21 protein-coding genes and 1 pseudogene are annotated in these 19,075 nt (G+C 62.2%); 10 read left to right on the top strand and 12 right to left on the bottom strand.

Annotated features, from left to right (window positions below; translation table 11 throughout):
• The first annotated feature begins 30 nt into the window (after nt 1-30).
• Together ACN9MU_RS28610 and ACN9MU_RS28605 are read left to right on the top strand one after the other, a co-directional pair.
• Nucleotides 31-450 carry a MarR family winged helix-turn-helix transcriptional regulator gene (locus ACN9MU_RS28610; protein WP_426343797.1) on the top strand — a complete coding sequence of 140 codons (420 nt, stop codon included), beginning with the start codon at nt 31-33 and terminating at the stop codon, nt 448-450.
• 350 nt (nt 451-800) lie between these two features.
• Nucleotides 801-2,045, top strand: coding sequence for an alpha/beta fold hydrolase (locus ACN9MU_RS28605; RefSeq protein WP_426319332.1), 1,245 nt, complete (start codon nt 801-803; stop codon nt 2,043-2,045).
• 436 nt (nt 2,046-2,481) lie between these two features.
• Here ACN9MU_RS28605 and ACN9MU_RS28600 read toward each other — a convergent pair whose 3' ends face one another.
• The 3 genes from ACN9MU_RS28600 to yjgA are packed head-to-tail and all read right to left on the bottom strand — an operon-like array spanning nt 2,482 to nt 4,359.
• Complete coding sequence (locus ACN9MU_RS28600) at nt 2,482-3,150, bottom strand: alpha/beta hydrolase (RefSeq protein ID WP_426319331.1); 669 nt, start codon at nt 3,148-3,150, stop codon at nt 2,482-2,484.
• The gene (mog, locus tag ACN9MU_RS28595) at nt 3,147-3,755 is read right to left on the bottom strand and encodes a molybdopterin adenylyltransferase (RefSeq protein ID WP_426165092.1); all 609 of its coding nucleotides are present in this window, start codon (nt 3,753-3,755) and stop codon (nt 3,147-3,149) included. The genes ACN9MU_RS28600 and mog overlap by 4 nt, the downstream gene beginning before the upstream one ends.
• Complete coding sequence (gene yjgA, locus ACN9MU_RS28590; RefSeq protein WP_426165090.1) at nt 3,748-4,359, bottom strand: ribosome biogenesis factor YjgA; 612 nt, start codon at nt 4,357-4,359, stop codon at nt 3,748-3,750. Before yjgA ends, mog begins: the two co-directional genes overlap by 8 nt.
• Before the next feature lie 95 nt (nt 4,360-4,454).
• Between yjgA and pmbA the strand changes: the two genes are divergently transcribed.
• Both pmbA and ACN9MU_RS28580 read left to right on the top strand, forming a co-directional pair.
• The gene (pmbA, locus tag ACN9MU_RS28585) at nt 4,455-5,807 is read left to right on the top strand and encodes a metalloprotease PmbA (RefSeq protein ID WP_426165088.1); all 1,353 of its coding nucleotides are present in this window, start codon (nt 4,455-4,457) and stop codon (nt 5,805-5,807) included.
• Nucleotides 5,808-5,858: 51 nt separating this feature from the next.
• Nucleotides 5,859-6,950 carry a TRAP transporter substrate-binding protein gene (locus ACN9MU_RS28580; RefSeq protein ID WP_426165086.1) on the top strand — a complete coding sequence of 364 codons (1,092 nt, stop codon included), beginning with the start codon at nt 5,859-5,861 and terminating at the stop codon, nt 6,948-6,950.
• 512 nt (nt 6,951-7,462) lie between these two features.
• Here the strand turns inward: ACN9MU_RS28580 and ACN9MU_RS28575 are convergent.
• The 4 genes and pseudogenes from ACN9MU_RS28575 to ACN9MU_RS28560 all read right to left on the bottom strand — a co-directional run.
• Nucleotides 7,463-8,119, bottom strand: a pseudogene (locus ACN9MU_RS28575) (DUF799 domain-containing protein); the annotation flags it as partial.
• 1 nt (nt 8,120) lies between these two features.
• Nucleotides 8,121-8,480 (bottom strand): DUF4810 domain-containing protein, encoded by a 360-nt coding sequence (locus tag ACN9MU_RS28570; protein ID WP_426165084.1) that lies wholly within the window; start codon nt 8,478-8,480, stop codon nt 8,121-8,123.
• 13 nt (nt 8,481-8,493) lie between these two features.
• The gene (locus tag ACN9MU_RS28565) at nt 8,494-9,171 is read right to left on the bottom strand and encodes a CsgG/HfaB family protein (protein ID WP_426319330.1); all 678 of its coding nucleotides are present in this window, start codon (nt 9,169-9,171) and stop codon (nt 8,494-8,496) included.
• A gap of 116 nt (nt 9,172-9,287) precedes the next feature.
• The gene (locus ACN9MU_RS28560; RefSeq protein ID WP_426165080.1) at nt 9,288-10,187 is read right to left on the bottom strand and encodes a LysR family transcriptional regulator; all 900 of its coding nucleotides are present in this window, start codon (nt 10,185-10,187) and stop codon (nt 9,288-9,290) included.
• A gap of 98 nt (nt 10,188-10,285) precedes the next feature.
• Between ACN9MU_RS28560 and ACN9MU_RS28555 the strand changes: the two genes are divergently transcribed.
• The 3 genes from ACN9MU_RS28555 to ACN9MU_RS28545 all read left to right on the top strand — a co-directional run bounded on the left by ACN9MU_RS28555 (nt 10,286) and on the right by ACN9MU_RS28545 (nt 12,313).
• On the top strand, nt 10,286-11,116 hold the full coding sequence (locus ACN9MU_RS28555; RefSeq protein WP_426165078.1) for a type 1 glutamine amidotransferase domain-containing protein: 831 nt from the start codon (nt 10,286-10,288) through the stop codon (nt 11,114-11,116).
• Nucleotides 11,117-11,128: 12 nt separating this feature from the next.
• Entirely contained in the window at nt 11,129-11,710 is a 582-nt protein-coding gene (locus ACN9MU_RS28550) for a DUF4241 domain-containing protein (protein ID WP_426165076.1), read from the top strand.
• 105 nt (nt 11,711-11,815) lie between these two features.
• Complete coding sequence (locus ACN9MU_RS28545; protein WP_426336454.1) at nt 11,816-12,313, top strand: PH domain-containing protein; 498 nt, start codon at nt 11,816-11,818, stop codon at nt 12,311-12,313.
• Here the strand turns inward: ACN9MU_RS28545 and ACN9MU_RS28540 are convergent.
• Nucleotides 12,252-13,304, bottom strand: coding sequence for a hypothetical protein (locus tag ACN9MU_RS28540; protein ID WP_426343796.1), 1,053 nt, complete (start codon nt 13,302-13,304; stop codon nt 12,252-12,254). The genes ACN9MU_RS28545 and ACN9MU_RS28540 overlap by 62 nt on opposite strands.
• A 99-nt stretch (nt 13,305-13,403) precedes the next feature.
• Here ACN9MU_RS28540 and ACN9MU_RS28535 point away from each other — a divergent pair, with 99 nt between their 5' ends.
• Nucleotides 13,404-13,580, top strand: a complete 177-nt coding sequence (locus tag ACN9MU_RS28535) for a hypothetical protein (RefSeq protein ID WP_426165070.1) — start codon at nt 13,404-13,406, stop codon at nt 13,578-13,580.
• Here ACN9MU_RS28535 and ACN9MU_RS28530 read toward each other — a convergent pair whose 3' ends face one another.
• Together ACN9MU_RS28530 and ACN9MU_RS28525 are read right to left on the bottom strand one after the other, a co-directional pair.
• On the bottom strand, nt 13,581-14,354 hold the full coding sequence (locus ACN9MU_RS28530; RefSeq protein ID WP_426165068.1) for a DUF2145 domain-containing protein: 774 nt from the start codon (nt 14,352-14,354) through the stop codon (nt 13,581-13,583). It abuts the gene before it with no gap.
• A 3-nt stretch (nt 14,355-14,357) separates the two neighbouring features.
• Nucleotides 14,358-14,753 carry a hypothetical protein gene (locus tag ACN9MU_RS28525; RefSeq protein ID WP_426165066.1) on the bottom strand — a complete coding sequence of 132 codons (396 nt, stop codon included), beginning with the start codon at nt 14,751-14,753 and terminating at the stop codon, nt 14,358-14,360.
• Between the two features lie 132 nt (nt 14,754-14,885).
• Between ACN9MU_RS28525 and ACN9MU_RS28520 the strand changes: the two genes are divergently transcribed.
• Nucleotides 14,886-15,617 carry a helix-turn-helix domain-containing protein gene (locus ACN9MU_RS28520; protein ID WP_426336452.1) on the top strand — a complete coding sequence of 244 codons (732 nt, stop codon included), beginning with the start codon at nt 14,886-14,888 and terminating at the stop codon, nt 15,615-15,617.
• 1 nt (nt 15,618) lies between these two features.
• Here the strand turns inward: ACN9MU_RS28520 and ACN9MU_RS28515 are convergent, their stop codons facing one another.
• Together ACN9MU_RS28515 and paaX are read right to left on the bottom strand one after the other, a co-directional pair.
• A complete protein-coding gene (locus ACN9MU_RS28515; RefSeq protein ID WP_426343795.1) occupies nt 15,619-16,746 on the bottom strand; it encodes a M14 family metallopeptidase in 1,128 nt (375 codons plus the stop codon).
• Nucleotides 16,747-17,019: 273 nt separating this feature from the next.
• Nucleotides 17,020-17,955, bottom strand: a complete 936-nt coding sequence (gene paaX / locus ACN9MU_RS28510; protein ID WP_426165060.1) for a phenylacetic acid degradation operon negative regulatory protein PaaX — start codon at nt 17,953-17,955, stop codon at nt 17,020-17,022.
• Nucleotides 17,956-18,077: 122 nt separating this feature from the next.
• Here paaX and paaA point away from each other — a divergent pair, with 122 nt between their 5' ends.
• Nucleotides 18,078-19,067, top strand: a complete 990-nt coding sequence (gene paaA, locus ACN9MU_RS28505) for a 1,2-phenylacetyl-CoA epoxidase subunit PaaA (RefSeq protein ID WP_426165058.1) — start codon at nt 18,078-18,080, stop codon at nt 19,065-19,067.
• The last annotated feature ends 8 nt before the right edge of the window (nt 19,068-19,075 follow it).

The raw sequence follows: 19,075 nt of genomic DNA, 5'->3' as shown, positions 1-19,075 counted from the left end.
TGTGCTACAGTACGCGCCATGGAAAACCGCATGCCTCCTACGCTGGACCAGCACCTCTGCTTCAAGCTGTATTCGACTTCGCTGAAGATGACCCAGCTTTACAAGCCCATCCTCGCGCCGCTCAACCTGACCTATCCCCAATACCTGGTGATGGTCGTGCTGTGGGAGCAGGAGGGCTTGGGCATCAAGGGGCTGGCCGAGCGCCTGCAGCAGGACCCTGGCTCGATCACGCCACTGGTCAAACGCCTGGAGGCGGAAGGCTACGTTGCCCGCGGCCGCGATGCGAATGATGAACGCAACCTCGTGCTGACGTTGACCGACAAAGGCCGCAAGCTGCGCGCTACAGGGTTGAAGGTGAGCGAGCAGATCGCCGAAGCGTGCGCGATCACTGCCAGCGACGTGGAGCGTCTGGCGGCGGGCCTCGACAAGTTGAGCCGCAACCTTAGCTAGATGCGGTCGAGGTGACTCCGCCCTGAGAGCCCGACCTGTTCCTACAAAAATCCACGCAATCTCCTCGAATTTTAATTACATGAATGTCTAGATCTTGGTGCGCAACTAAAATTCCAGGGTAATTGGCTCAGGAACATGGGCTCGTACGCAAGAGAAGCTCACACCAGTGATTGACGAGCTCTTGGCGGACTTCAATTCACAGCCAACAAAGCCAGGCAGGTGATCCAGCCAGTCTGCGGTGATTCGGTCCCTCAAGGTTCGGCGGGTGAGATAGAGTTGTGGTTTGCATTTTTTGTAATTTATTATATGCAAGCAAATTCCTCAACCCGAATAGAAGGTCAGCGTCGTTTATGCATTTTCTCTCCAGGCAGTTGCTGAAGGTTTCCCTCTTGTCGCTCGCGATGGGCATGACTATCCCGGTGTGCCAGGCCGAGGGCCTGCGTGTTGGTGTTTACTCCGTGGATGTACAAACCGCGGGCAGCGGGCCGTACACGATTATTTTTGAAGCGGGATTTGCTGGTGACCTGAGTGTCTGGCGCAAGGTTGCGCCGGCGTTATCGAAGTCGGCCAAGGTCGTCACATATTCGCGCGCAGGCATCGGCAAGTCGGATGTTCGCCCGGAGCCGCGCACACTGGAGCAGAGTGGCGCTGAACTGGAGCAGATGATCAAGGCCGCCCAGCTCAAGCCGCCCTTCATCTTGGTTGGCCATTCGTATGGCGGGCTACTGGTGAGGCAGTTTGCTGCGCACCACCCAGCCGACGTTGCGGGTATGGTATTTGTCGACGCCAGCGCTGAAGGCTTGGACGCAGCACTTAAGAAAATTGATCCGGCCAAGTTTGCCCAAGACCAGAAGGCAATCGAGTCGTTCATACCCGCACCTTACAAGGCTGAATACAGACTGGTTCAGCAAATTTTTGATGCGGGCAGCTTGCCGCAGGGCGCGCCATTGCCCGATGTGCCAACCGTGGTGCTGACTTCCGCCAAGGTTTACGAACACCCCGAGTTCGTGCTGCATACGCAAGCGGGCATGTCAGCCTGGCGCACCTTGCACGACGAGTTTTTCAAGCAGTTCTCCAACGGCAGCCATATTGTCACGGCAAACAGCGGCCACTATATTCAGCTGGACGAGCCGGAGCTGGTGGTCAGTGCAGTCGAGCAAGTGATGGCTAGTGCCACCTCCCATGCACAACGCAAGGCCCGCCAGTTGGCGCGTGAAGGTGTGCTCAAGGCTGTCGACCAGGCAGCTCCACTGGTGCTGGCACGACGGGCGCGGGAAGCGGAGTCCTTGGTCGGCGCCCAGCTGAAAGCGAGCCAGCTTGGCGAAGCCGATATCAACACTCTGGCCTACTCTCTGCTCGGACAGCCGCAAAAGGTTCAGTTTGCGGCCATGCTGATGAAGTTCAACGTCGAGAATTTCCCTGAGTCGGCCAACGCGTATGACAGCTATGGCGAAGCATTGCTCGAAATGAAGCAGACGAAACTGGCCAAGGCCCAGTTCCAGCGTGCATTGGCGCTTGGGCGATCGCAAGGGATGGATGCTGGTGCGCTGGCCGGCTACGAGGCCAACCTGAAAAAGGCAGAGCAGGCGGACTGAGTGCCCGGCTCTAATTCACGTTCTGCCGGATCCAGTCCATCATGTCGAGCCAGATGCGCTGGATTTCCGCATCCATCGGCATGGCCTGGGCGTCTGGCTATTTAACCGTGTTCACGGGCATTTTGTTTGTGTTGGCCGCTGTTCGGCCTCGCCGTCGAAGTCCAACACGACGAAGGGCGCATGCAGGATACGATCAGGTCAGGCTGGAAACCGTTCGATGGTCTCGTGCACCCAGCGGCTTTCCGGCTCCGACAGTGGTGCCTTGCCGGAGAAGCGGCGTGGGTCGCTGCGAGTGACTTTGGCCCAGTAGCGAGGCGCTTCGTACTGCCAGCAGGGCGGGAGAATTGCGGTTCAGGTCTACGCCGTGTGCGTTCACGCTTGCGGTTTGGCGACCAGCGGGCCGTCGGGGTTCCGCAACGGCGAGATCGGCGCAGTTTTAGGCGAGCACCTTCTTCAGCCATGCCGAGACATGCACCAGCTCTTCGGCGCAGGCCGAGTGCTGCATCGGATAGTCATGCCATTCGACCTGGTAGCCCAGCTTTACCAGCAGCTCGCGCGATGCCACTGCGCGCTCGATCGGGATCACCGGGTCCATGCGGCCGTGCACCATGAAGACCGGCGTCTCCTGGTTGGCGGCGTGGCGCTCGGCGGCCACCTTGTCGGCCAGCGGCACGTAGCCGGAGAGGCACATCAGGCCCGCCAGCTTTTTCGGATAGCGCAGGCCTGCCTGCAAGGTCATCGCGCAGCCTTGCGAGAAGCCGCCCAGCACGATGCGGTTGGCCGCAACGCCGCGTGCGATTTCGCGTTCGATCAGCGCGTCGACCAGGATCTGCGACTCGCGCAAGCCCTTTTCATCTTCCTGGCGACCCAGGTCGGTATGCACGATGTCGTACCACGAGCGCATGACGTAGCCGCCGTTGATCGTCACCGGCATGGTGTTCGCATGCGGGAAGATGAAGCGGATGCCCGGCAGGCCGGCCAGGTTCAGCTCATTGACGATAGGCGCCCAGCCTTCGCCGCTGTCGCCCAGGCCGTGCATCCAGATCACGGAGACTTCAGGATTTGGCTTGGTGTCGATGACGATGGAGTCCAGCAGGTGGGTCATGCGTTGTCCTTCTTGCGAATGGCGGATTTGGGACGGAATGCCTTGCACACAGCATCGTTGGTTTCAGCGTAAGGGCCGCCGATCAGGTCGATGCAGTAAGGGACGGCTGCGAACACGCCGCCTACCAGTTGCTTGCCGTCGGCATCCTTCAGGCCTTCCAGCGTTTCCTTGATGGCTTTCGGCTGGCCCGGCAGGTTGATGACCAGGGCAGCGTGGTCGGCGGTTTCGCGGATCACGGCAACCTGGCGCGACAGGATGGCGGTCGGCACGAAGGCCAGGCTGACCTGGCGCATCTGTTCACCGAAGCCCGGCATTTCCTTGGTGCCAATCGCCAGCGTGGCTTCCGGCGTCACGTCGCGGCGCGCGGGGCCGGTGCCGCCGGTGGTCAGCACCAGGTGGCAGCGCACCTGGTCGACCAGCTCCACCAGGGTGGCTTCGATCTGCGCACGCTCATCGGGAATCAGGCGGGTTTCGAAGCGCAGCGGCGTGGCGATGGCGCTGCGCAGCCAATCTTCCAGCGCCGGGATGCCCTGGTCCTGGTAGACGCCGCCGCTGGCGCGGTCGGAGATCGACACCAGGCCAACGAGCAGGGTTTCGTCACTCATCTTCGTCGCCTTCGGGCGCATCGACGTCAACGTCCGGACCAGGCGATGGCTCGGAGGCGGCGGACTTCTTGTCCAGGTCCTTCAGGATCTGGAAGATTTCACGGTAGGCCTTGGGAGGCTTGTTCTCGGCCTGTTCCTTGCGGGCGTTGCGGATCAGGGTGCGCAGGTGCTGCACGTCCAGGTGCGGCGCTTCTTCCAGCAGGACGGTCAGGGCCTTGTCGTCGGCCAGCAGCTTGTCGCGGCGGCGTTCCAGCGCGTGCAGCGCGGCGGTATCGGCCTTGGAGGCGCCTTTCCAGCCTTCGATGGTGCGCTTGATGATCGCCACTTCCTCTTCGGACAGGGTGCGCATCTTCTTGCCGATGAATTGCATCTGGCGGCGGCGGCCTTCGTGATTCTTGATGTTTTGGCATTCCAGAATGACATCGCGCACGTCTTCCGGCATCGGCACCCGCTTGACGCGGTCGCGCGGGGCCTCCACCAGTTCCCGGCCCAGGTCTTGCAGGGCGTCGGACTGGCGTTTCATTTCGGTTTTGGATGGGCGTTCGTATTCTTGTTCGAACTCGCTGGACTGGAAGCCGCACGAGCCACGGTTTGGATTAGGCATGATAGGAGGGGCAGGGGCTGTCACACCCTACCTGTAAAAACGGTAAACGGCTGCTATGATAACTGTTTTAACGCCCAGCCCCCCAAAAAGACCCCATGAGCGAATCCGCCTTCTCCTATTCCCAGGACCAGTTGAAACAGCTTGCCCGCGACGTGTTGAAGTACGCGCGCGAGCAGGGCGGCACCGATGCTGCCGTCGAAATCAGCGAAGGCAGCGGTCTTTCGGTCTCGGTCCGCAAGAGCAAGATCGAAACCATCGAGCAGAATCGCGACAAGGGCATCGGCGTCACGGTCTTCATCGGCCAGAAACGCGGCAATGCCAGCACCTCCGATTTCTCCCCGGCTTCGCTGAAGGCGACCGTGGAAGCGGCCTACAACATCGCCCGCTTCACGGCGGAAGACGATTGCGCCGGCCTGGCGGAAGAAGAGCTGCTGGAGAAGAATCCGCAGGACCTGAAGCTGTTCTATCCATGGGCCATCTCCACGGAAGAAGCTGTGGAGCTGGCGCAGCGCGCCGAAGCGGCGGCCTTCGCGGTCGATCCGCGCGTGACCAATAGCGAAGGCGCCGGCGTGCACGTGCAGCAGTCGCACTTCGTGTCGGCCAACTCGCGCGGCTTCATCGGCGGCTATCCTTACTCGCGCCACACGCTGTCGGTGACCCCGATCGCCGGCAAGGGCGCCAAGATGCAGCGCGACGACTGGTACACCTCGGTGCGCGATCCGAAGAAAATGGCCAGCGCCGAAGCCGTCGGCCGCTATGCCGCAGAACGTTCGCTGGCGCGCCTGAATGCGCGCAAGCTGGCTACCCGCACCTGCCCGGTGCTGTTCGAGGCGCCGCTGGCCGCCGGCCTGCTGGGCGCCTTCGTCCAGGCCACTTCGGGCGGCGCCCTGTATCGCAAGTCCTCCTTCCTGGTCGACTCGCTGGGCAAGGACATCTTCCCGTCCCACATCCAGGTCAAGGAAGACCCGCACGTGGTGGGCGCCATCGGTTCCGCGCCGTTCGATGAGGAAGGCGTGCGCACCCACAAGCGCGACGTGGTAAAGAACGGCGTGCTGCAGGGCTATTTCCTGTCGACCTATTCGGCCCGCAAGCTGGGCATGAAAACCACCGGCAATGCCGGCGGCTCGCACAACCTGTCCATCACGTCCTCGCAGACGAAAAAGGACGACGACTTCGAAGGCATGCTGCGCAAGATGGGCACCGGCCTGCTGGTCACCGAGCTCATGGGGCAGGGCACCAACTATGTGACCGGCGACTACAGCCGCGGCGCTTCCGGTTACTGGGTGGAGAACGGCGTGATCCAGTACCCGGTGGAAGAGATCACCATCGCCGGCAATATGAAGGACATGTTCCAGGACATCGTCGGCATCGGCACCGATGTCCTGGTGCGTGGCACCAAGCAAACAGGCTCGATCCTGATCGAAAAGATGGTGGTTGCCGGGAACTAAATATTTCCATACACTGTCCCGAGATAAAACCCTCATAAGGAGACAGTACGTATGGAACGTCGTTCCTTTATCAAGAAGGCCGCAGCAGGTGCGGGCGCAGGAATTATCGCCGCACCGGCTATCGCCGCCGAACTGCCCGCCATCACCTGGCGCCTGGCATCCAGCTTCCCCAAATCCCTCGACACCATTTACGGCGCTGCCGACACCTTCACCAAGCGCGTGGCGCAGCTCACCGGCGGCAAATTCAATATCCGCGTGTTTGCGGCCGGCGAAGTGGTGCCAGGCCTGCAGGTGCTGGACGCGGTCCAGGCAGGCACGGTGGAATGCGGCCATAGCGCCTCGTACTACTACTACGGCAAGGACGCGACGTTCTCCTTCGACTGCGCGGTGCCGTTCGGCCTGACCTCGCGCCAGCAGACCGCCTGGTACGACCAGGGCGGCGGCAAGGAATTGCTGCGCGCCTTCTATAAGGACTACGGGGTGATGAACTTCATCGCCGGTAACTCGGGCACCCAGATGGGCGGCTGGTTCCGCAAGGAAGTCAAATCCGTGGCCGACCTGAAGGGCACCAAGATGCGCATCGCCGGCCTGGCCGGCAAGGTGATGGAGCGCCTGGGCGCCGTGCCGCAGCAGCTGGCCGGCGGCGACATTTACCCGGCGCTGGAAAAGGGCACCATCGATGCGGCGGAATGGGTCGGTCCATACGACGACGAAAAGCTGGGCTTCCACAAGGTGGCGCCGTATTACTACTACCCGGGCTGGTGGGAGCCGGGCGCTTCCTTCACCCTGTACGTGAACATCAAGGAATGGGAAAAGCTGCCGAAGGAGTACCAGGCCGCGATTGAAGCTTCCGCCTATGAGGCCCACGTGGTGATGCAGGCCGAGTACGACTTCAAGAACCCGACCGCGCTGGGCCGCCTGATGAAGAGCGGCGTCAAGCTGCGCAACTACTCCAACGACATCATGGAAGCGGCCTACAAGGCATCCAATGAGCTGATGGCGGAAGAAGCTTCGAAGAACGCCAAGTTCGCCAAGATCTACGAACCGTGGAAGCGCTTCCGCAACGACCAGAACCAGTGGGCCTCGGTGGCGGAATCGACCATGCAGAACTTCCTGATCAAGGCAGGCCGAGGAGGCAAGTAGTTCAAAAAAAATGCCGTTCAGCGCAGGCTGAACGGCATTTTTTCTTGCGTGCGCCGCGATTAGCGGCCTTCCATGGAGGCCAGTGCCAGCTTCAGTGCGGCTTCAGGCGCCTTGCCAGCGCGGACGAATTCATCTTTACGCGCCATGACCCAATCGTACAGCTCCTGTCGATACCATGGCGAGCCAGGATCGAGGGACTGATACCTGGACTGTGCGCGAGACAGCGCATCCGCATAGCCCTGCTCCGCGGCACTACGCTGCACCGCGGGCACCGGCGCAGGCGTTGTCGCCGCCGGCTGAGGCTGCGCGACAACTGGCGCCGTGGCCGCTACTGGCTGGACTGGGGCAGCTGCCGGCTTGATGGCTGCAACGGGCTTCACAGCGGCAACTGGCTGAACTGCATCGGCGCTTGGGGCGGGGGACGTCCGCGCAACCGGTGCCGGGGCCGCTGCGGTCGGCTGGGCGCGCGCGGCATTTGCCTCGACGCCCGGAGCGACGCCATTGCGGCCCGTGTATTTCGGGGAGCGAGGGCCGTAGAGAATGCCCTGCGAATTGCCTCCCGCCAGCAAGAGCGCATTGGTCTGGGCGGCAACCTCATGGCTGCGATTGGTCGAGGAGTTCATGATTTGCGTGACAACGGCCTTGATCAATAAGCCGGCAAGGCCGCCCCCGTTGTTGCCGCCACGGTTGCCATCGTCGACGACGGTCGCCTTGCCGTCCCACAGCAGCGCCCTGGTTTTCAAGTCCACCAGTTTGGCACTGGCAGAGACCGTGGTAACGCTGCTGAGAACATTGTAGGTGCTGCCGTATTTTTCCACCGTCATGTACAAGGCAGCATCGGCGCCGAAAATCTCCCGCAATTTTTCCGTGTCGACGTTGTGGATGTCAGCCGGGGTGGTCAAGCCGTTTTGCCTGAAGGTCTCGCTGACCAGGGAAACGGGCAAGACGTAATAGCCAGCTTCGGCCAACGGGTAGCTCACGCTCGAATACACGCTCTCGGTAGCCCCGACTTCCGGCGAATTATTCAGTGGCGGCAGCACCAGGATCGAACGCGGATTGCTCGCTTCGAATGCCTTGTAGTCGTAAGGCTTCACGGTGTGGGTCGCACAACCGACCATCAGGACGGCCGGCGCAAATACCGCGGCCAGTTTGAAAACTTTTTTCAACATCTTAATTGCTACCCTTGCTCATGGTTCCAAGCAGGCGATCCATGTAGGTTGTCGATTCCGGGAACAGCCTTTTTTCCTCCTGGAATTCAGCCGCAACCAGATCGCTTCGGCCGACCATCGAATACAGCATGCCAAGATGGGCGTGGAAGCCCGGCGGCGCCTTCCTGCCGGCGGCATTCATGCGCTGCAAGTCCTTCTCCAGCGCCGCGATTTGATCGTTCGGGCTCTCACCCTTCAAATGCTGGTACACCTGCGGCTGGTACGAGCCCCACTGGTAAAGATCAGGATTACTGGTGCGGCAGCCGGCGAGCACGCCGGCTGCGAGCATCATGATCGATGCTTTGACGAAGATATGTTTCATGCCCAGCCTGTCCTTATTTGGCGAGCGTCAGTGCGCCGCTTTCGACGCCGGCCACCAAGCGTTCCACCGCCTCGCGCATGGCCAGGTCGAGCACCTTGCCGTTCAGCGTGGCGTCATAGCTGGCGGTGCCGCCAAAGCCGAGCACTTCGCGGTTCGACAGGCTGAATTCGCCGGCGCCGCGCGCCGTATAAACGACTTCGGAGGTTTTGATGTTGACAACATTCAGCGTCACCTTGGCGTACGCTACCTGGGTCTTGCCGCGCCCGGCCAGGCCGAACAACTGCTTGTCGCCCACTTCCTTGCGGCCGAACTCCGTCACATCGCCGGTCACGACGAAGTCGGCGCCCTTGATGGACTGGCCTTCCCGTTTGAAGTCTGCTTCCTGCTTCAACTGCTCCAGGTTATCGCGGTCCAGCACGTTGAAGCGGTTGGTCTCCTGCAGGTGGGAGATCAGGATAGTCTTGGCCTGGCTGCCGAGGCGGTCAACGCCATCGGAAAAGATGCCGCGCTGGAAACTGGAGCGGTTGTCGAAGCGACCCACTGCGATCAGGCTGCGCGGGCCGGCGTAAGGGCGGCTGGCGCTTGCCACGGTTGCGACTTCGAGGCTGCGCGAACTTTCGGTTGCGCAGCCAAACAGGGCCGAGGTGAGGCATGCGCCGATCAGCAGCGTGCGGGTAGGGAATGCAGCCATATGAGCTCCATGATGATGGTCGCTTGCCATCCGGAATTGTTGACAGAACGACAGGTTTGTAAAGGCGGGAATTATACGTTACTTTCTTTGTAACAAACAAAATTGCTTATCAGCCATTACGCCTGTCCCAGGAGGCATGTACTGAAGGCGCGCGCCGCAGCGGTCATCCGGCGCTGCGGCGTGTAGATCAGTGAGAAGGGCCGGCTGCGGCCCTTCAGTTCCGGCAGTACTTCCACCAGCACCCCGCGTTCAAGCCGGTCCTGTGCAATGAAGCGGAAGGTCTGGCATATGCCCAGGCCTGCCTCCGCCAGCGATACCGTTCCCAACGCATCATCCGTCACTTCAAGCGCCGATGCCGGCGGCCAGTCCAGCTCTTCGCCATCGCGCAGGAATTGCCAGGGGAAGGAGCGCCCCGTGCTTGGCAGCTGGAATGTCAGGCACGCATGCCCTGCCAGCGCATCAAGGTCGCGCGGCATGCCTCGCCGCTTCGCATATGCGGGCGAACAGACCAGCACCAGCTGGGCATCCTCCAGCTTGCGGGCGATCATGCTGCTGTCCTTCAGCGTGCCCTGGCGGATGGCGAAATCGAAATTTTCCGCCGCCAGGTCGACGTTGCGGTTGGTGATGTTCAGCTCCACGCGTACCGATGGATAGCGCTCGGAGAATTGCTGCAGCAGGGCGGGCAGGCGGTAATGGCCGAACGTGGTCGGGGCGCTGATGCGGATGCGGCCGGTGACTTCGCGCCCTTCGGCCTGCACCGCGCGTTCGGCGTCGTCGATCAGGGACAGCGCGGCGCGCGTCTGCTCCAGGTACAGGCGGCCGGCGTCCGTCAGCCCGAGGCTGCGCGTGGTGCGGCGCAGGAGCTGGGTGCCGAGGCGCGCCTCCAGCCGGGCCAGTGCGCGGCTGACGACCGAGGGTGTGGTGGACATGGCGACGGCGGCCGCCGTCAGCGAACCGCGCTCCACGACGGTGACGAAGGTTTCGACGTCGCCCAGGTGGTCGTATTTTCGGCTCATTATTGCCTTTAAGGGAAAAATGGTTTGGTTTTAAGGTAGTTTATCGTTGTTGGAGGTTCGAATAAAGTAGCGCCATCAACTTCCACAAGGAGCAAACCATGATGAAGAAACTGACTGCGATCGCGCTCGCCGCTGCGGCAATGCACGCCAATGCCGGCAACGTGCTGGTCGTCCTGTCCGACGAGGCCACGCTGGACCTCAAAGCCGGCAAGACCTTCCAGACCGGCTTTTACCTCAATGAGCTGATGCAGCCGGTGAAGATGCTGCTGGACGCAGGCCACACGGTGACCTTCGCCACCCCGAACGGCAAGGCGCCGACGCTGGACCAGGGTTCGGTCAACGCCATGTTCTTCGGCGGCGACCAGGCGGCACTGGACGCGCACCGCAAGCTGCTGGAACAGCTGCGCCTGACCGACAGCGCCAATTCGCCAGTGGTCAGCCTGGCGCGCGTGGAGCAGCAGGGCTACGGCAAGTTCGATGCGGTCTACGTTCCTGGCGGCCACGCACCGATGCAGGATCTGCTGGCCAGTCCCGCGCTGGGCAAGGTGCTGGCTGCTTTCCACCAGGACGGCAAGCCGACCGCGCTGGTATGCCACGGTCCGATCGCACTGCTGTCGGCCATGCCTGATGCCAAGGGCTTCGCCATGAAGCTGGCGCAAGGCGCCACGCCCGCCCAGCCGAAATGGATCTACTCCGGCTACAAGGTCACTGTCTTCACCAACGATGAAGAGGAGGCGTCCAAGTCCCAACTGGGCGGCGGCGAAATGAAGTTCTACCCGCAAACCGCGCTGCAGAAGGCTGGCCTGCAGTTTTCCAAGGCTGCCAACTGGCAGGGCAATATGGTGACCGACCGCGAACTGATCACCGGCCAGAATCCTGCGTCGGCACCGCTGGTGGGCAAGGAATTGCTGGCACGCCTTCAAAAGTAATATGATGGGCGCATGAGCTATGCGCCCAATCCCGAAGGACTGCGCTCCGCCTTTGCCGCGGAGCGCTTTACGTTTGAAGAGACCACCATTCAGTTCACGCTGGCCGAAGCTGGCCGGCTGGCAGTCATCTCCGGCAAGATCGCCGCTGGCGACCCGCAGGCCGAAGCCGGGCTGCAGCCGTTTACGCAATGCGTGCCGAACGGCGAATATCCCGTCACGCTGGCGATGGCGGGGTGCGACAATGGCGAGGAGCGCATCGCCTATGCCCGTGTGCAGCTTGCCGACACGCCGGTCGCCCACTGGTACCCAGCGCTGGTCGCGACGCAGGACGCCCGCACGCTCAAGCCGGGTGAGATCTTCGGCTACAGCGTGGAATCGGGCAGCGCCTGTTTCATGGACCCGCAGGCCGGCCCGGATTGCGTCGTCTCTTTTCCAGCCGGCGCAGGCGCCGGCCCGTACGCCTCCTACTTCGGTTATGGCGCGGATGGCCGCGTGGCCAGCCTGGTGACCGACTTCGCGGTGCTTCCCAACGTGCATGACGCAGCGCCAACGGGTCGAAGCTGGTGGAAGCGCCTACTGATTTTCTGGAAGTGACAATCTGCCAGATTTATAGGCACTCCTGCCGGGTAAGATGGCGGCATGGATAACTTGTCGATCAATGAACGCGTCTTATGGAGCGGCGCCCCGCGACAGGGGTTGATGCTGCGCGCTTCCGATTTGCTGATGATTCCATTCAGCCTGATGTGGGGCGGCTTTGCCCTGTTCTGGGAATACTCCGTCTTCAATTCAGCTGCGCCCCTGTTGTTTCGCCTGTGGGGCATCCCCTTCGTGCTGGTCGGGCTTTACATGATTGCCGGCCGCTTTGTGGTCGAAGCGTGGCAACGCGCGTATACCGAGTACGCGGTTACCGATGAACGCATCATCATCCGCTCCGGCATTTTCAAGCGCAGGATGAAAAGCCTGAACTTGCGCGCAATGGGCGAGTTCTCGCTGACCGAAAACCGAAATGGCGAGGGCACCATTGCCTTCGGCATATCAGCTGCGGGAAATATGTTCAGCGGGCTGGCTTCCTGGCCTGGGGTTGAAGAGCTGCCGCGCTTCGACACGATCGCCGAAGCGCGCAAGGTCTACGAAATCATTCGCAGCGCGCACTCCGCGGCTCACCACACGCGACCATTCGGGCAACGTCTGGGTTGAGCAGGTAATTGGTGTGCGCGTGGTCGGGGCGCTCCAGCAGGCCAAGCCATGTCGGCGCATTTGATACCAGCACATTCACCACGTCCACTCCCAGCCCGGCATAGCGTTCGCGCTCCAGCGTATAGGACAGCAGGTCGTTGGGATCGCTGAACGCCACCAGGTTCAGTCTGCCCGTGCTGCTGCTGCGCGGCGCTGGACCCGCGCGGCGCTTCAGCAGGACGGCTCGCAGGCTGTCGGGCGGCTGCACCACGGTTGCCTCCAAGCCTGGCGTGGCGCCTGGCAGCTGCTGGTCGGCCAGCGCAAGCAGGGGAATCTGGTTGGCAGCCATCACCAGGTAGGCCATGCGGTCGATGGTGCTCTGGGCTGCGGCCTCCATGCGCAGCAGGGTATCGAACAGGATCTTGCTGCCAAGGCTGGACGACAGCACCAGCAACGGCGCGTCCGGCGCGGCATCCCTGGTCGCGTGCAGGATTGCTTGCGCCATGCGCTGCTGGATGGCGTCGCGCGCGACACCCTGGTAGATCAGGGCGTCCGGGATGCAATCGTCCAGCAGCTTGTCCTTGGCCTGTGCATTGAGCTTCGCGCGCGTGGCCGGCAGGCGCGTGCTGAGGTCATATTCAAGCTGGCGCTTGAGGGCCGTGGTCAGGGACGACCACACCAGGGCCTTGATGCGCAATTCGCCTTGCCGCAACGTGATGGTGCGCTCGACTATCTCTATGCCATCCGCGCTTGCGATAGCGCGCACCGCGCTGGACGGGCCTGGCGCCCTGGCTTTGAGTGCGCTGCCCAATTGCGCCACTGTTTCATCGGCCCAGCGCGCGTCATGGGTGCACATGCCATGCACCAGCAGCACGTCGACGCTATGCCCCGGCGCCGTGGCGGCAAAGTCGGCCAGGCCGGGAAAGGCGCCATCCGCCTGTGCCGGGCGATAGGGCATCGAGGTGCAGCCGGCGAGCAAGGCGCAAGCCAGCAAGGGAATAAATAGCTTCATGTTCGCCTCCATAAAGGCCCATGATCGGCGCAGATCGCGGCACGGCCTTTGCGCCGGCGCAAAACTGGCAACTTCCGGGGGCTGGGCCTAACATGAAGCATGACCAGCAAACGACAAAGCGAGCGCCTTCCCGCGCTGTATTTTGAGCCGGAGGCGCCGTCCCTCATCCCGCCGCACCTGCGCGCGCCCGGCCAGCCGGGCTATCCGCAGGCGCGTGAGCTTGAACGGCTGCGCCGCAAGCACGTGACGCGCGTGCGGAAACTCAGCCGAAAATAGTCACAGCTCAATCACCTGCGCGCCGCGGCTGTGCATGAACTGCTCAATGCCGTCCACCGTCACGGTCGTAATATGGCCTTGCATGCGCTGGCCCATCGGATGGTCGTCGAAGGCGACGTTGGCGCGGAACATGCGGCCGCCAAGCCGCGTCAGGGCGCCGATTTCCACCGGCTGCGGGCGGAAGCCGGCCTGGCCGAGCCACTGCTGCGCTTCAGCGCGTGTTTCGACGCGGCCGGCATCCGCACTGGCTGCCGCCAGCGTCTCCAGCGCCCATTGGTTGGAGTTCTGGTAGCGCGTCGACCAGGCGTAGGACAGCATGTTGTAGTGCGGCTGGTGCAGGCGTAGCGGCGTGCGCGAAGCCAGCACCTGCGCCAGCCGTTGCTGCACTTCCGGCGCAGGCAGCATCAGCTGCGCCTTGTACTCGTGCACCCCGGACAGGAAGAAGTTCCCCAGGCCATCGTTGAACAGGGCTGAATCGGCCGTGCCGCATTCGTTCAGCAACTGCACCACCACCCAGCGGCCTGCCGGATGATCTCGCCATGCCAGGCCGACGTGGGAATAATGCAAGCCATATTTGGACAGGTCCTGCCCGGCGCGTGCAATCACGGCCACTTGTGCGCCGCTGGCGTCAAGCGCCTGCATGCTGCGCTGGGCCAGGTCCAGGCCGCGTTTCACCTCTTCCACCGACATGGGCTTGTGTTCGCAGCTCTGGCCCGCGTGGGCCGCGCCGGCCATTGCACCGGCCAACGACACTGCAAGGATCAGGCGTCGCATGGCTTAGCTCACCTGGCTGTGATGCAGCAGTGCCTTGCCCGCCTCGTTCGGGATGAAGGCGATCACCTTGCCCGATACTACCAGCGCATGGCCGGCCGACATGGCCACAACGCTGATCGCGGTGCCGGCAACCATCGAGACGCCTTCCAGCGCCTTGCCGCTGAACTGCAAGGTAGCCTTGCTGCCGTCGCCTACCGCTTTGACCACGACCAACACGCTTTCGCCGACCGTCTCGACGGAATCGACTACCGGCGAGTTGCCGGTCATCATTGTCACCACGGATCCCGCCACGACAACCACGGCGGACAGGCCGCCGAGGCTCAGGGCTTGCGAACCATTCACCGCCTGGCTGCTGGCGCAAGCGACAGCAAGCAAGGCGGCGATCAGGGTGCGTTTCATTTTTTGCTCCACAGGTTAAAGGAGCGGCCATCTTGCTGCGTTGCCAGGGGCAGGGCAATTGCTTCGCGCACTGTAGCGCCGCGCCATGCTGGTGGTATCATATTGCGATACTTTATTGCGGGAAATTCAAGCATGTCCAACGTCATCCGCCTGGTCGACGCGCTTAAACGCCAGCTCAAGGCGCGCGGCATTACTTACGCCGCCCTGGGGCAGAAGATCGGTCTTTCCGAACCCAGCATCAAGCGCATGTTCGCGGCCCGCAATTTCACGCTCGACCGGCTGGAGCAGGTATTGGCTGTGCTGGAGATGGATTTTGCCGAACTGGCGCAAGCCAGCGCCGATACGCCGCATTTGATCTCGCAACTCACCTACGCGCAGGAGAAAGAAATCATCAGCGACACCAAGCTGCTGGTGGTGGCTGTGCTGGCGCTGAACCAGGTGCCGATCGAAGAAGTGGTGAAGAACTACAAGATCAGCGCCGCCGAAGCGACGGGCTGCCTGCTAAGGCTCGACAAGATCGGCTTCCTGATGCTCAAGCCGAACAACAAGGTGAAGCTGCTGGTGGCGCGCACTTTCAGCTGGCTGCCGAATGGCCCGATCCAGGGCTTTTTCCGCGACGAAGCGTACAGCGATTATTTCGATAGCCGCTTCGACGGCCATCATGAGGTGCAGCGGCTGGTGAGCGTGATGTTGTCGCAGCAATCGACACGCGCCTTGCTGGATCGCCTGAAGCAGGTGGCGGACGAATTCTCGCTGCAGCACCAGGATGATGCGCGGCTGCCGTGGGAACAGCGCCGCGCGGTGACCATCATGCTGGCAGCGCGCCCGTGGATACCGAAGGCATTCCGGGCGCTGCTGCGATAGTTTAGAAACGGCGCAGGGTGCGCAGGACAGGCTGCAGCACGTCCGCACCCAGCTTGGCGGAACGGGCGCCGTTCCAGCCAACCAGTTCATCCGGATCGTTGGCGTTGTCCTTGAATGGCAGTTCCAGGGTCAGCGACAGGCAGCCGAACAGGTGGGTGATGTGCGGCGAACCCATGGTCAACACTTCCGGGGTGTATGGCGAATCAGGATAGCCATGCTCGGACTGGAAGTCCGGCGACGCCAGCTTGAAGTCGGCGATGAACTTGTCCTGGGCGGCCTTCTGCTCCCTGGTGAAGTTCGGCAGGGCATCGCTGCCGGCCACGAAGACGTAAGGCAGGCCTTCGTCGCCGTGCACGTCCAGGAACAAGTCGCAGCCGATTTCCTTCATTTTCTCCTTGACCAAGAAGACTTCCGGCGAGCGCTCCATGGTCGGCTCGTTCCACTCGCGGTTCAGGTTCGCGCCGGCGGCGTTGGTGCGCAGGTTGCCGCGCACGGAGCCGTCCGGGTTCATGTTCGGCACGATGTAGAAGCAGGCATCCTGCAGGCATTGGCGGGCATATGGATTGGCGGCGTCGAGCAGGGCTTCGACCATGCCTTCCACGAACCATTCAGCCATGGTCTCGCCAGGGTGCTGGCGCGCGATGACCCACACCTTCTTTTCGGCTGCCTGGTCGCCGATCACCAGCATGTTCATGTCGCGGCCTTCCACGGTGCTGCCCAGGTCGACCAGTTCGGCCAGCGGGTGCAGTTGCGCGGAGTCCAGCAGGGACAGGTGGCGTTCCCACGAATACGGCTCGAAGTAAGCGTAGTAGATGGAATCGTGTTCCGGCGCGTGCTCGATGGTCATCACTTCGCCATCGAAGGAAGTCGGGATGCGGAACCAGTTGTCGCGGTCGTAGGACGCAACGGCGTTATAGCCCTTCCAGCCCTCGGCATAGGCAGCCTTGCCGGCATTCAGGAAACGGATGGTCAGCGGCACGGCCTGCGCGCCCTGCACACGGAAATAGAACCACTGGATGATGTCCGCATGCGAGTCCTTGCGGATATTGACATCGATATCGCCAGCGGAGGTAACGCTGACCACATCGATGGCGCCAGCGTCGAACTGGCTGCTGATCTTGATAGACATTGTGTGTCCTGTCGGAAAAATGAAGCGCCGTCGCGCGAAGCCCGACATGATACACCGAATGAAAGTCGGGGTCAGGTCTGGCAATCCGCCATTTTGGCGGATTGCCAGACCTGACCCCGACTTTCATCCTGTCAGCCAGGCCCCAGCCGCCAGGTCGTCCGGCAGCTTCATTCCCCAGCGCTGCTCGTATTGGGCCCTGCCCGGCAAACCAGGGGTAAGGACAACAGCAGGCTGGCAATCCCGATAGGCCGGACCATCCTACCTCCACGGTGATCAAGCTGATGATAGCAGGCCGCCGAAGCGCTGGTGGAAGCTGGTTTCGGGTTGCGGGGCGCTTGGATCTTCGCGTTGCAGGGCGGCGAGAATGTGCCTTTCGGCAGGGCCGGAAAGCTGGCGATAGAGCTGGCTGGCCAGTTCGTAGGCGCGGGCGCCGGGCCAGGGCTCGGGCAGCAGTTCGATTGGCAGTTGCGGGTCGTGCAGCTGTACGCGCCGGTAGGCGTGGATCAGCAAAGTGCGCAGCACGAAGGCTTGCTCGGGATCGATTTCGCCTGCCTCGGCCAGCAGGCCGGGCACGGTGCTGAAGTTGGCGACGAACTTCTCATAGCCGGCGGCCACTTCGCTCAGGTCCCAGCCTTCGGCCACCATCTCGCCCAGCGGCCGTGCGCGCAGGCCGGGCACTTCGCTGGCCTGTACCACATATACCTTCTGCAGCAGTCCAAGGCGCGACAGCAGGGCTTCCAGCGCCTCCACATCGCCGGCGGGATGGCCGGCGATGCCGGGCGCGATCACGCTGTAGCCTTCCCATAACAGCTCCTTGCGCAACTGGCTGCGCGCCGGGGCGTCGAGGCCATCGGCGGCCAGCACCAGGGTCCACTGGCCGTTCCAGTGCACATTCAGCGGCGCGTAGATGCGACGAAAGGCGCGGCTGAAGCGGCGCATGGCGTCGGGCGTGATGGCATAGCTGCTGCGGCGGCCGTCGCGCTGGGCGCCCAGCCAGCCTTCCTGCGCCAGGCGGAATACGGAGGTGCGCAGCAGGCGGTCGTTGACGCCGAAGGGAGCCAGCAGTTCGATCAAGCTGCCCGTCCACACCATGCCCCCGTGCGGGACGATGGCGTCGCCGAAGATGGTCATCACCAGCGATTTGGAGCGCGGCGGGTCGCTGGCCAGGAATTCTTCGATCCAGCCATTGATTTTCTGGTTTTTTTGCATAGACCGATTTTATACACTGTCATTGATCTAGATACAGAATTTTTAAATGACACACAAAATTCGTTTGCAAAGCAGTTTTTGTATCGTATTATGAAGCTATCCCGAACAAGGAGGCCCTCCTTATGTACGCACAAATGGTGGAAACTGGCCTGAAAAAGGTCCAGACCGCAGAAGATATGGACGCGCAGGAGCGCGAATTCCAGGCGCGCATCGACGCCGGCATCAAGATCGAGCCAAAGGACTGGATGCCGGAGGCTTACCGCAAGACCCTGATCCGCCAGATTTCCCAGCATGCCCACTCCGAAATTGTTGGACAGTTACCTGAGGGTAACTGGGTGACCCGTGCCCCGACCCTGAAACGCAAATCCATCCTGCTGGCCAAGATCCAGGACGAAGCCGGTCATGGCCTTTACCTGTACAGCGCCGCCGAAACCCTGGGCGTGTCGCGCGACGAATTGCTGGCGGCCCTGCACAGCGGCAAAGCCAAGTACTCGTCCATCTTCAATTACCCGACGCTGAGCTGGGCCGACATGGGCGCCATCGGCTGGCTGGTGGACGGCTCGGCCATCATCAACCAGATCCCGCTGTGCCGCTGCTCTTATGGCCCGTATTCGCGCGCCATGATCCGCGTCTGCAAGGAAGAGTCCTTCCACGCCCGCCAGGGCTACGACATCATGATGTCGCTGGCCAAAGGCACGCCGGAGCAGAAGGCGATGGCGCAGGATGCATTGAACCGCTGGTGGTGGCCGTCGCTGATGATGTTCGGCCCGTCCGACGCGGCCTCAGTCAACAGCGCGCAATCGAGCGCCTGGCGCATCAAGCTGTTCTCCAACGACGAACTGCGCCAGCGCATGGTCGACCAGACCGTGCCGCAAGCAGAATTCCTGGGCCTGACCATCCCCGACCCTGACCTGAAATGGAACGAGGAGCGCGGCTCCTACGACTTCGGCGAAATCGATTGGGAAGAATTCCACCAGGTCCTGAAGGGCAACGGCCCTTGCAACCGCGAGCGCCTGCGCACCCGCGTCAAGGCTTATGAAGACGGCGCATGGTTCCGCGACGCGCTGGTGGCGTACGCCGACAAACACAATAAGGAGCAGGCTGCGGCCTGAGAGGAGAC

The sequence above is a fragment of the Pseudoduganella sp. R-32 genome, assembly GCF_049913245.1.
Classification (GTDB): Bacteria; Pseudomonadota; Gammaproteobacteria; order Burkholderiales; family Burkholderiaceae_D; genus Rugamonas.
The sequence above is the reverse complement of the archived record's forward strand: the minus strand, read 5'-3'. Positions and strand labels throughout refer to the sequence as shown.

Bases quoted from the DNA above. Each gene is read 5' to 3' on its own strand.
- ACN9MU_RS28610 (WP_426343797.1), top strand. From the start codon at position 31: ATGCCTCCTACGCTGGACCAGCACCTCTGCTTCAAGCTGTATTCGACT.
- ACN9MU_RS28605 (WP_426319332.1), top strand. From the start codon at position 801: ATGCATTTTCTCTCCAGGCAGTTGCTGAAGGTTTCCCTCTTGTCGCTC.
- ACN9MU_RS28600 (WP_426319331.1), bottom strand. From the start codon at position 3,150: ATGACCCACCTGCTGGACTCCATCGTCATCGACACCAAGCCAAATCCT.
- mog (WP_426165092.1), bottom strand. From the start codon at position 3,755: ATGAGTGACGAAACCCTGCTCGTTGGCCTGGTGTCGATCTCCGACCGC.
- yjgA (WP_426165090.1), bottom strand. From the start codon at position 4,359: ATGCCTAATCCAAACCGTGGCTCGTGCGGCTTCCAGTCCAGCGAGTTC.
- pmbA (WP_426165088.1), top strand. From the start codon at position 4,455: ATGAGCGAATCCGCCTTCTCCTATTCCCAGGACCAGTTGAAACAGCTT.
- ACN9MU_RS28580 (WP_426165086.1), top strand. From the start codon at position 5,859: ATGGAACGTCGTTCCTTTATCAAGAAGGCCGCAGCAGGTGCGGGCGCA.
- ACN9MU_RS28570 (WP_426165084.1), bottom strand. From the start codon at position 8,480: ATGAAACATATCTTCGTCAAAGCATCGATCATGATGCTCGCAGCCGGC.
- ACN9MU_RS28565 (WP_426319330.1), bottom strand. From the start codon at position 9,171: ATGGCTGCATTCCCTACCCGCACGCTGCTGATCGGCGCATGCCTCACC.
- ACN9MU_RS28560 (WP_426165080.1), bottom strand. From the start codon at position 10,187: ATGAGCCGAAAATACGACCACCTGGGCGACGTCGAAACCTTCGTCACC.
- ACN9MU_RS28555 (WP_426165078.1), top strand. From the start codon at position 10,286: ATGATGAAGAAACTGACTGCGATCGCGCTCGCCGCTGCGGCAATGCAC.
- ACN9MU_RS28550 (WP_426165076.1), top strand. From the start codon at position 11,129: ATGAGCTATGCGCCCAATCCCGAAGGACTGCGCTCCGCCTTTGCCGCG.
- ACN9MU_RS28545 (WP_426336454.1), top strand. From the start codon at position 11,816: ATGCTGCGCGCTTCCGATTTGCTGATGATTCCATTCAGCCTGATGTGG.
- ACN9MU_RS28540 (WP_426343796.1), bottom strand. From the start codon at position 13,304: ATGAAGCTATTTATTCCCTTGCTGGCTTGCGCCTTGCTCGCCGGCTGC.
- ACN9MU_RS28535 (WP_426165070.1), top strand. From the start codon at position 13,404: ATGACCAGCAAACGACAAAGCGAGCGCCTTCCCGCGCTGTATTTTGAG.
- ACN9MU_RS28530 (WP_426165068.1), bottom strand. From the start codon at position 14,354: ATGCGACGCCTGATCCTTGCAGTGTCGTTGGCCGGTGCAATGGCCGGC.
- ACN9MU_RS28525 (WP_426165066.1), bottom strand. From the start codon at position 14,753: ATGAAACGCACCCTGATCGCCGCCTTGCTTGCTGTCGCTTGCGCCAGC.
- ACN9MU_RS28520 (WP_426336452.1), top strand. From the start codon at position 14,886: ATGTCCAACGTCATCCGCCTGGTCGACGCGCTTAAACGCCAGCTCAAG.
- ACN9MU_RS28515 (WP_426343795.1), bottom strand. From the start codon at position 16,746: ATGTCTATCAAGATCAGCAGCCAGTTCGACGCTGGCGCCATCGATGTG.
- paaX (WP_426165060.1), bottom strand. From the start codon at position 17,955: ATGCAAAAAAACCAGAAAATCAATGGCTGGATCGAAGAATTCCTGGCC.
- paaA (WP_426165058.1), top strand. From the start codon at position 18,078: ATGTACGCACAAATGGTGGAAACTGGCCTGAAAAAGGTCCAGACCGCA.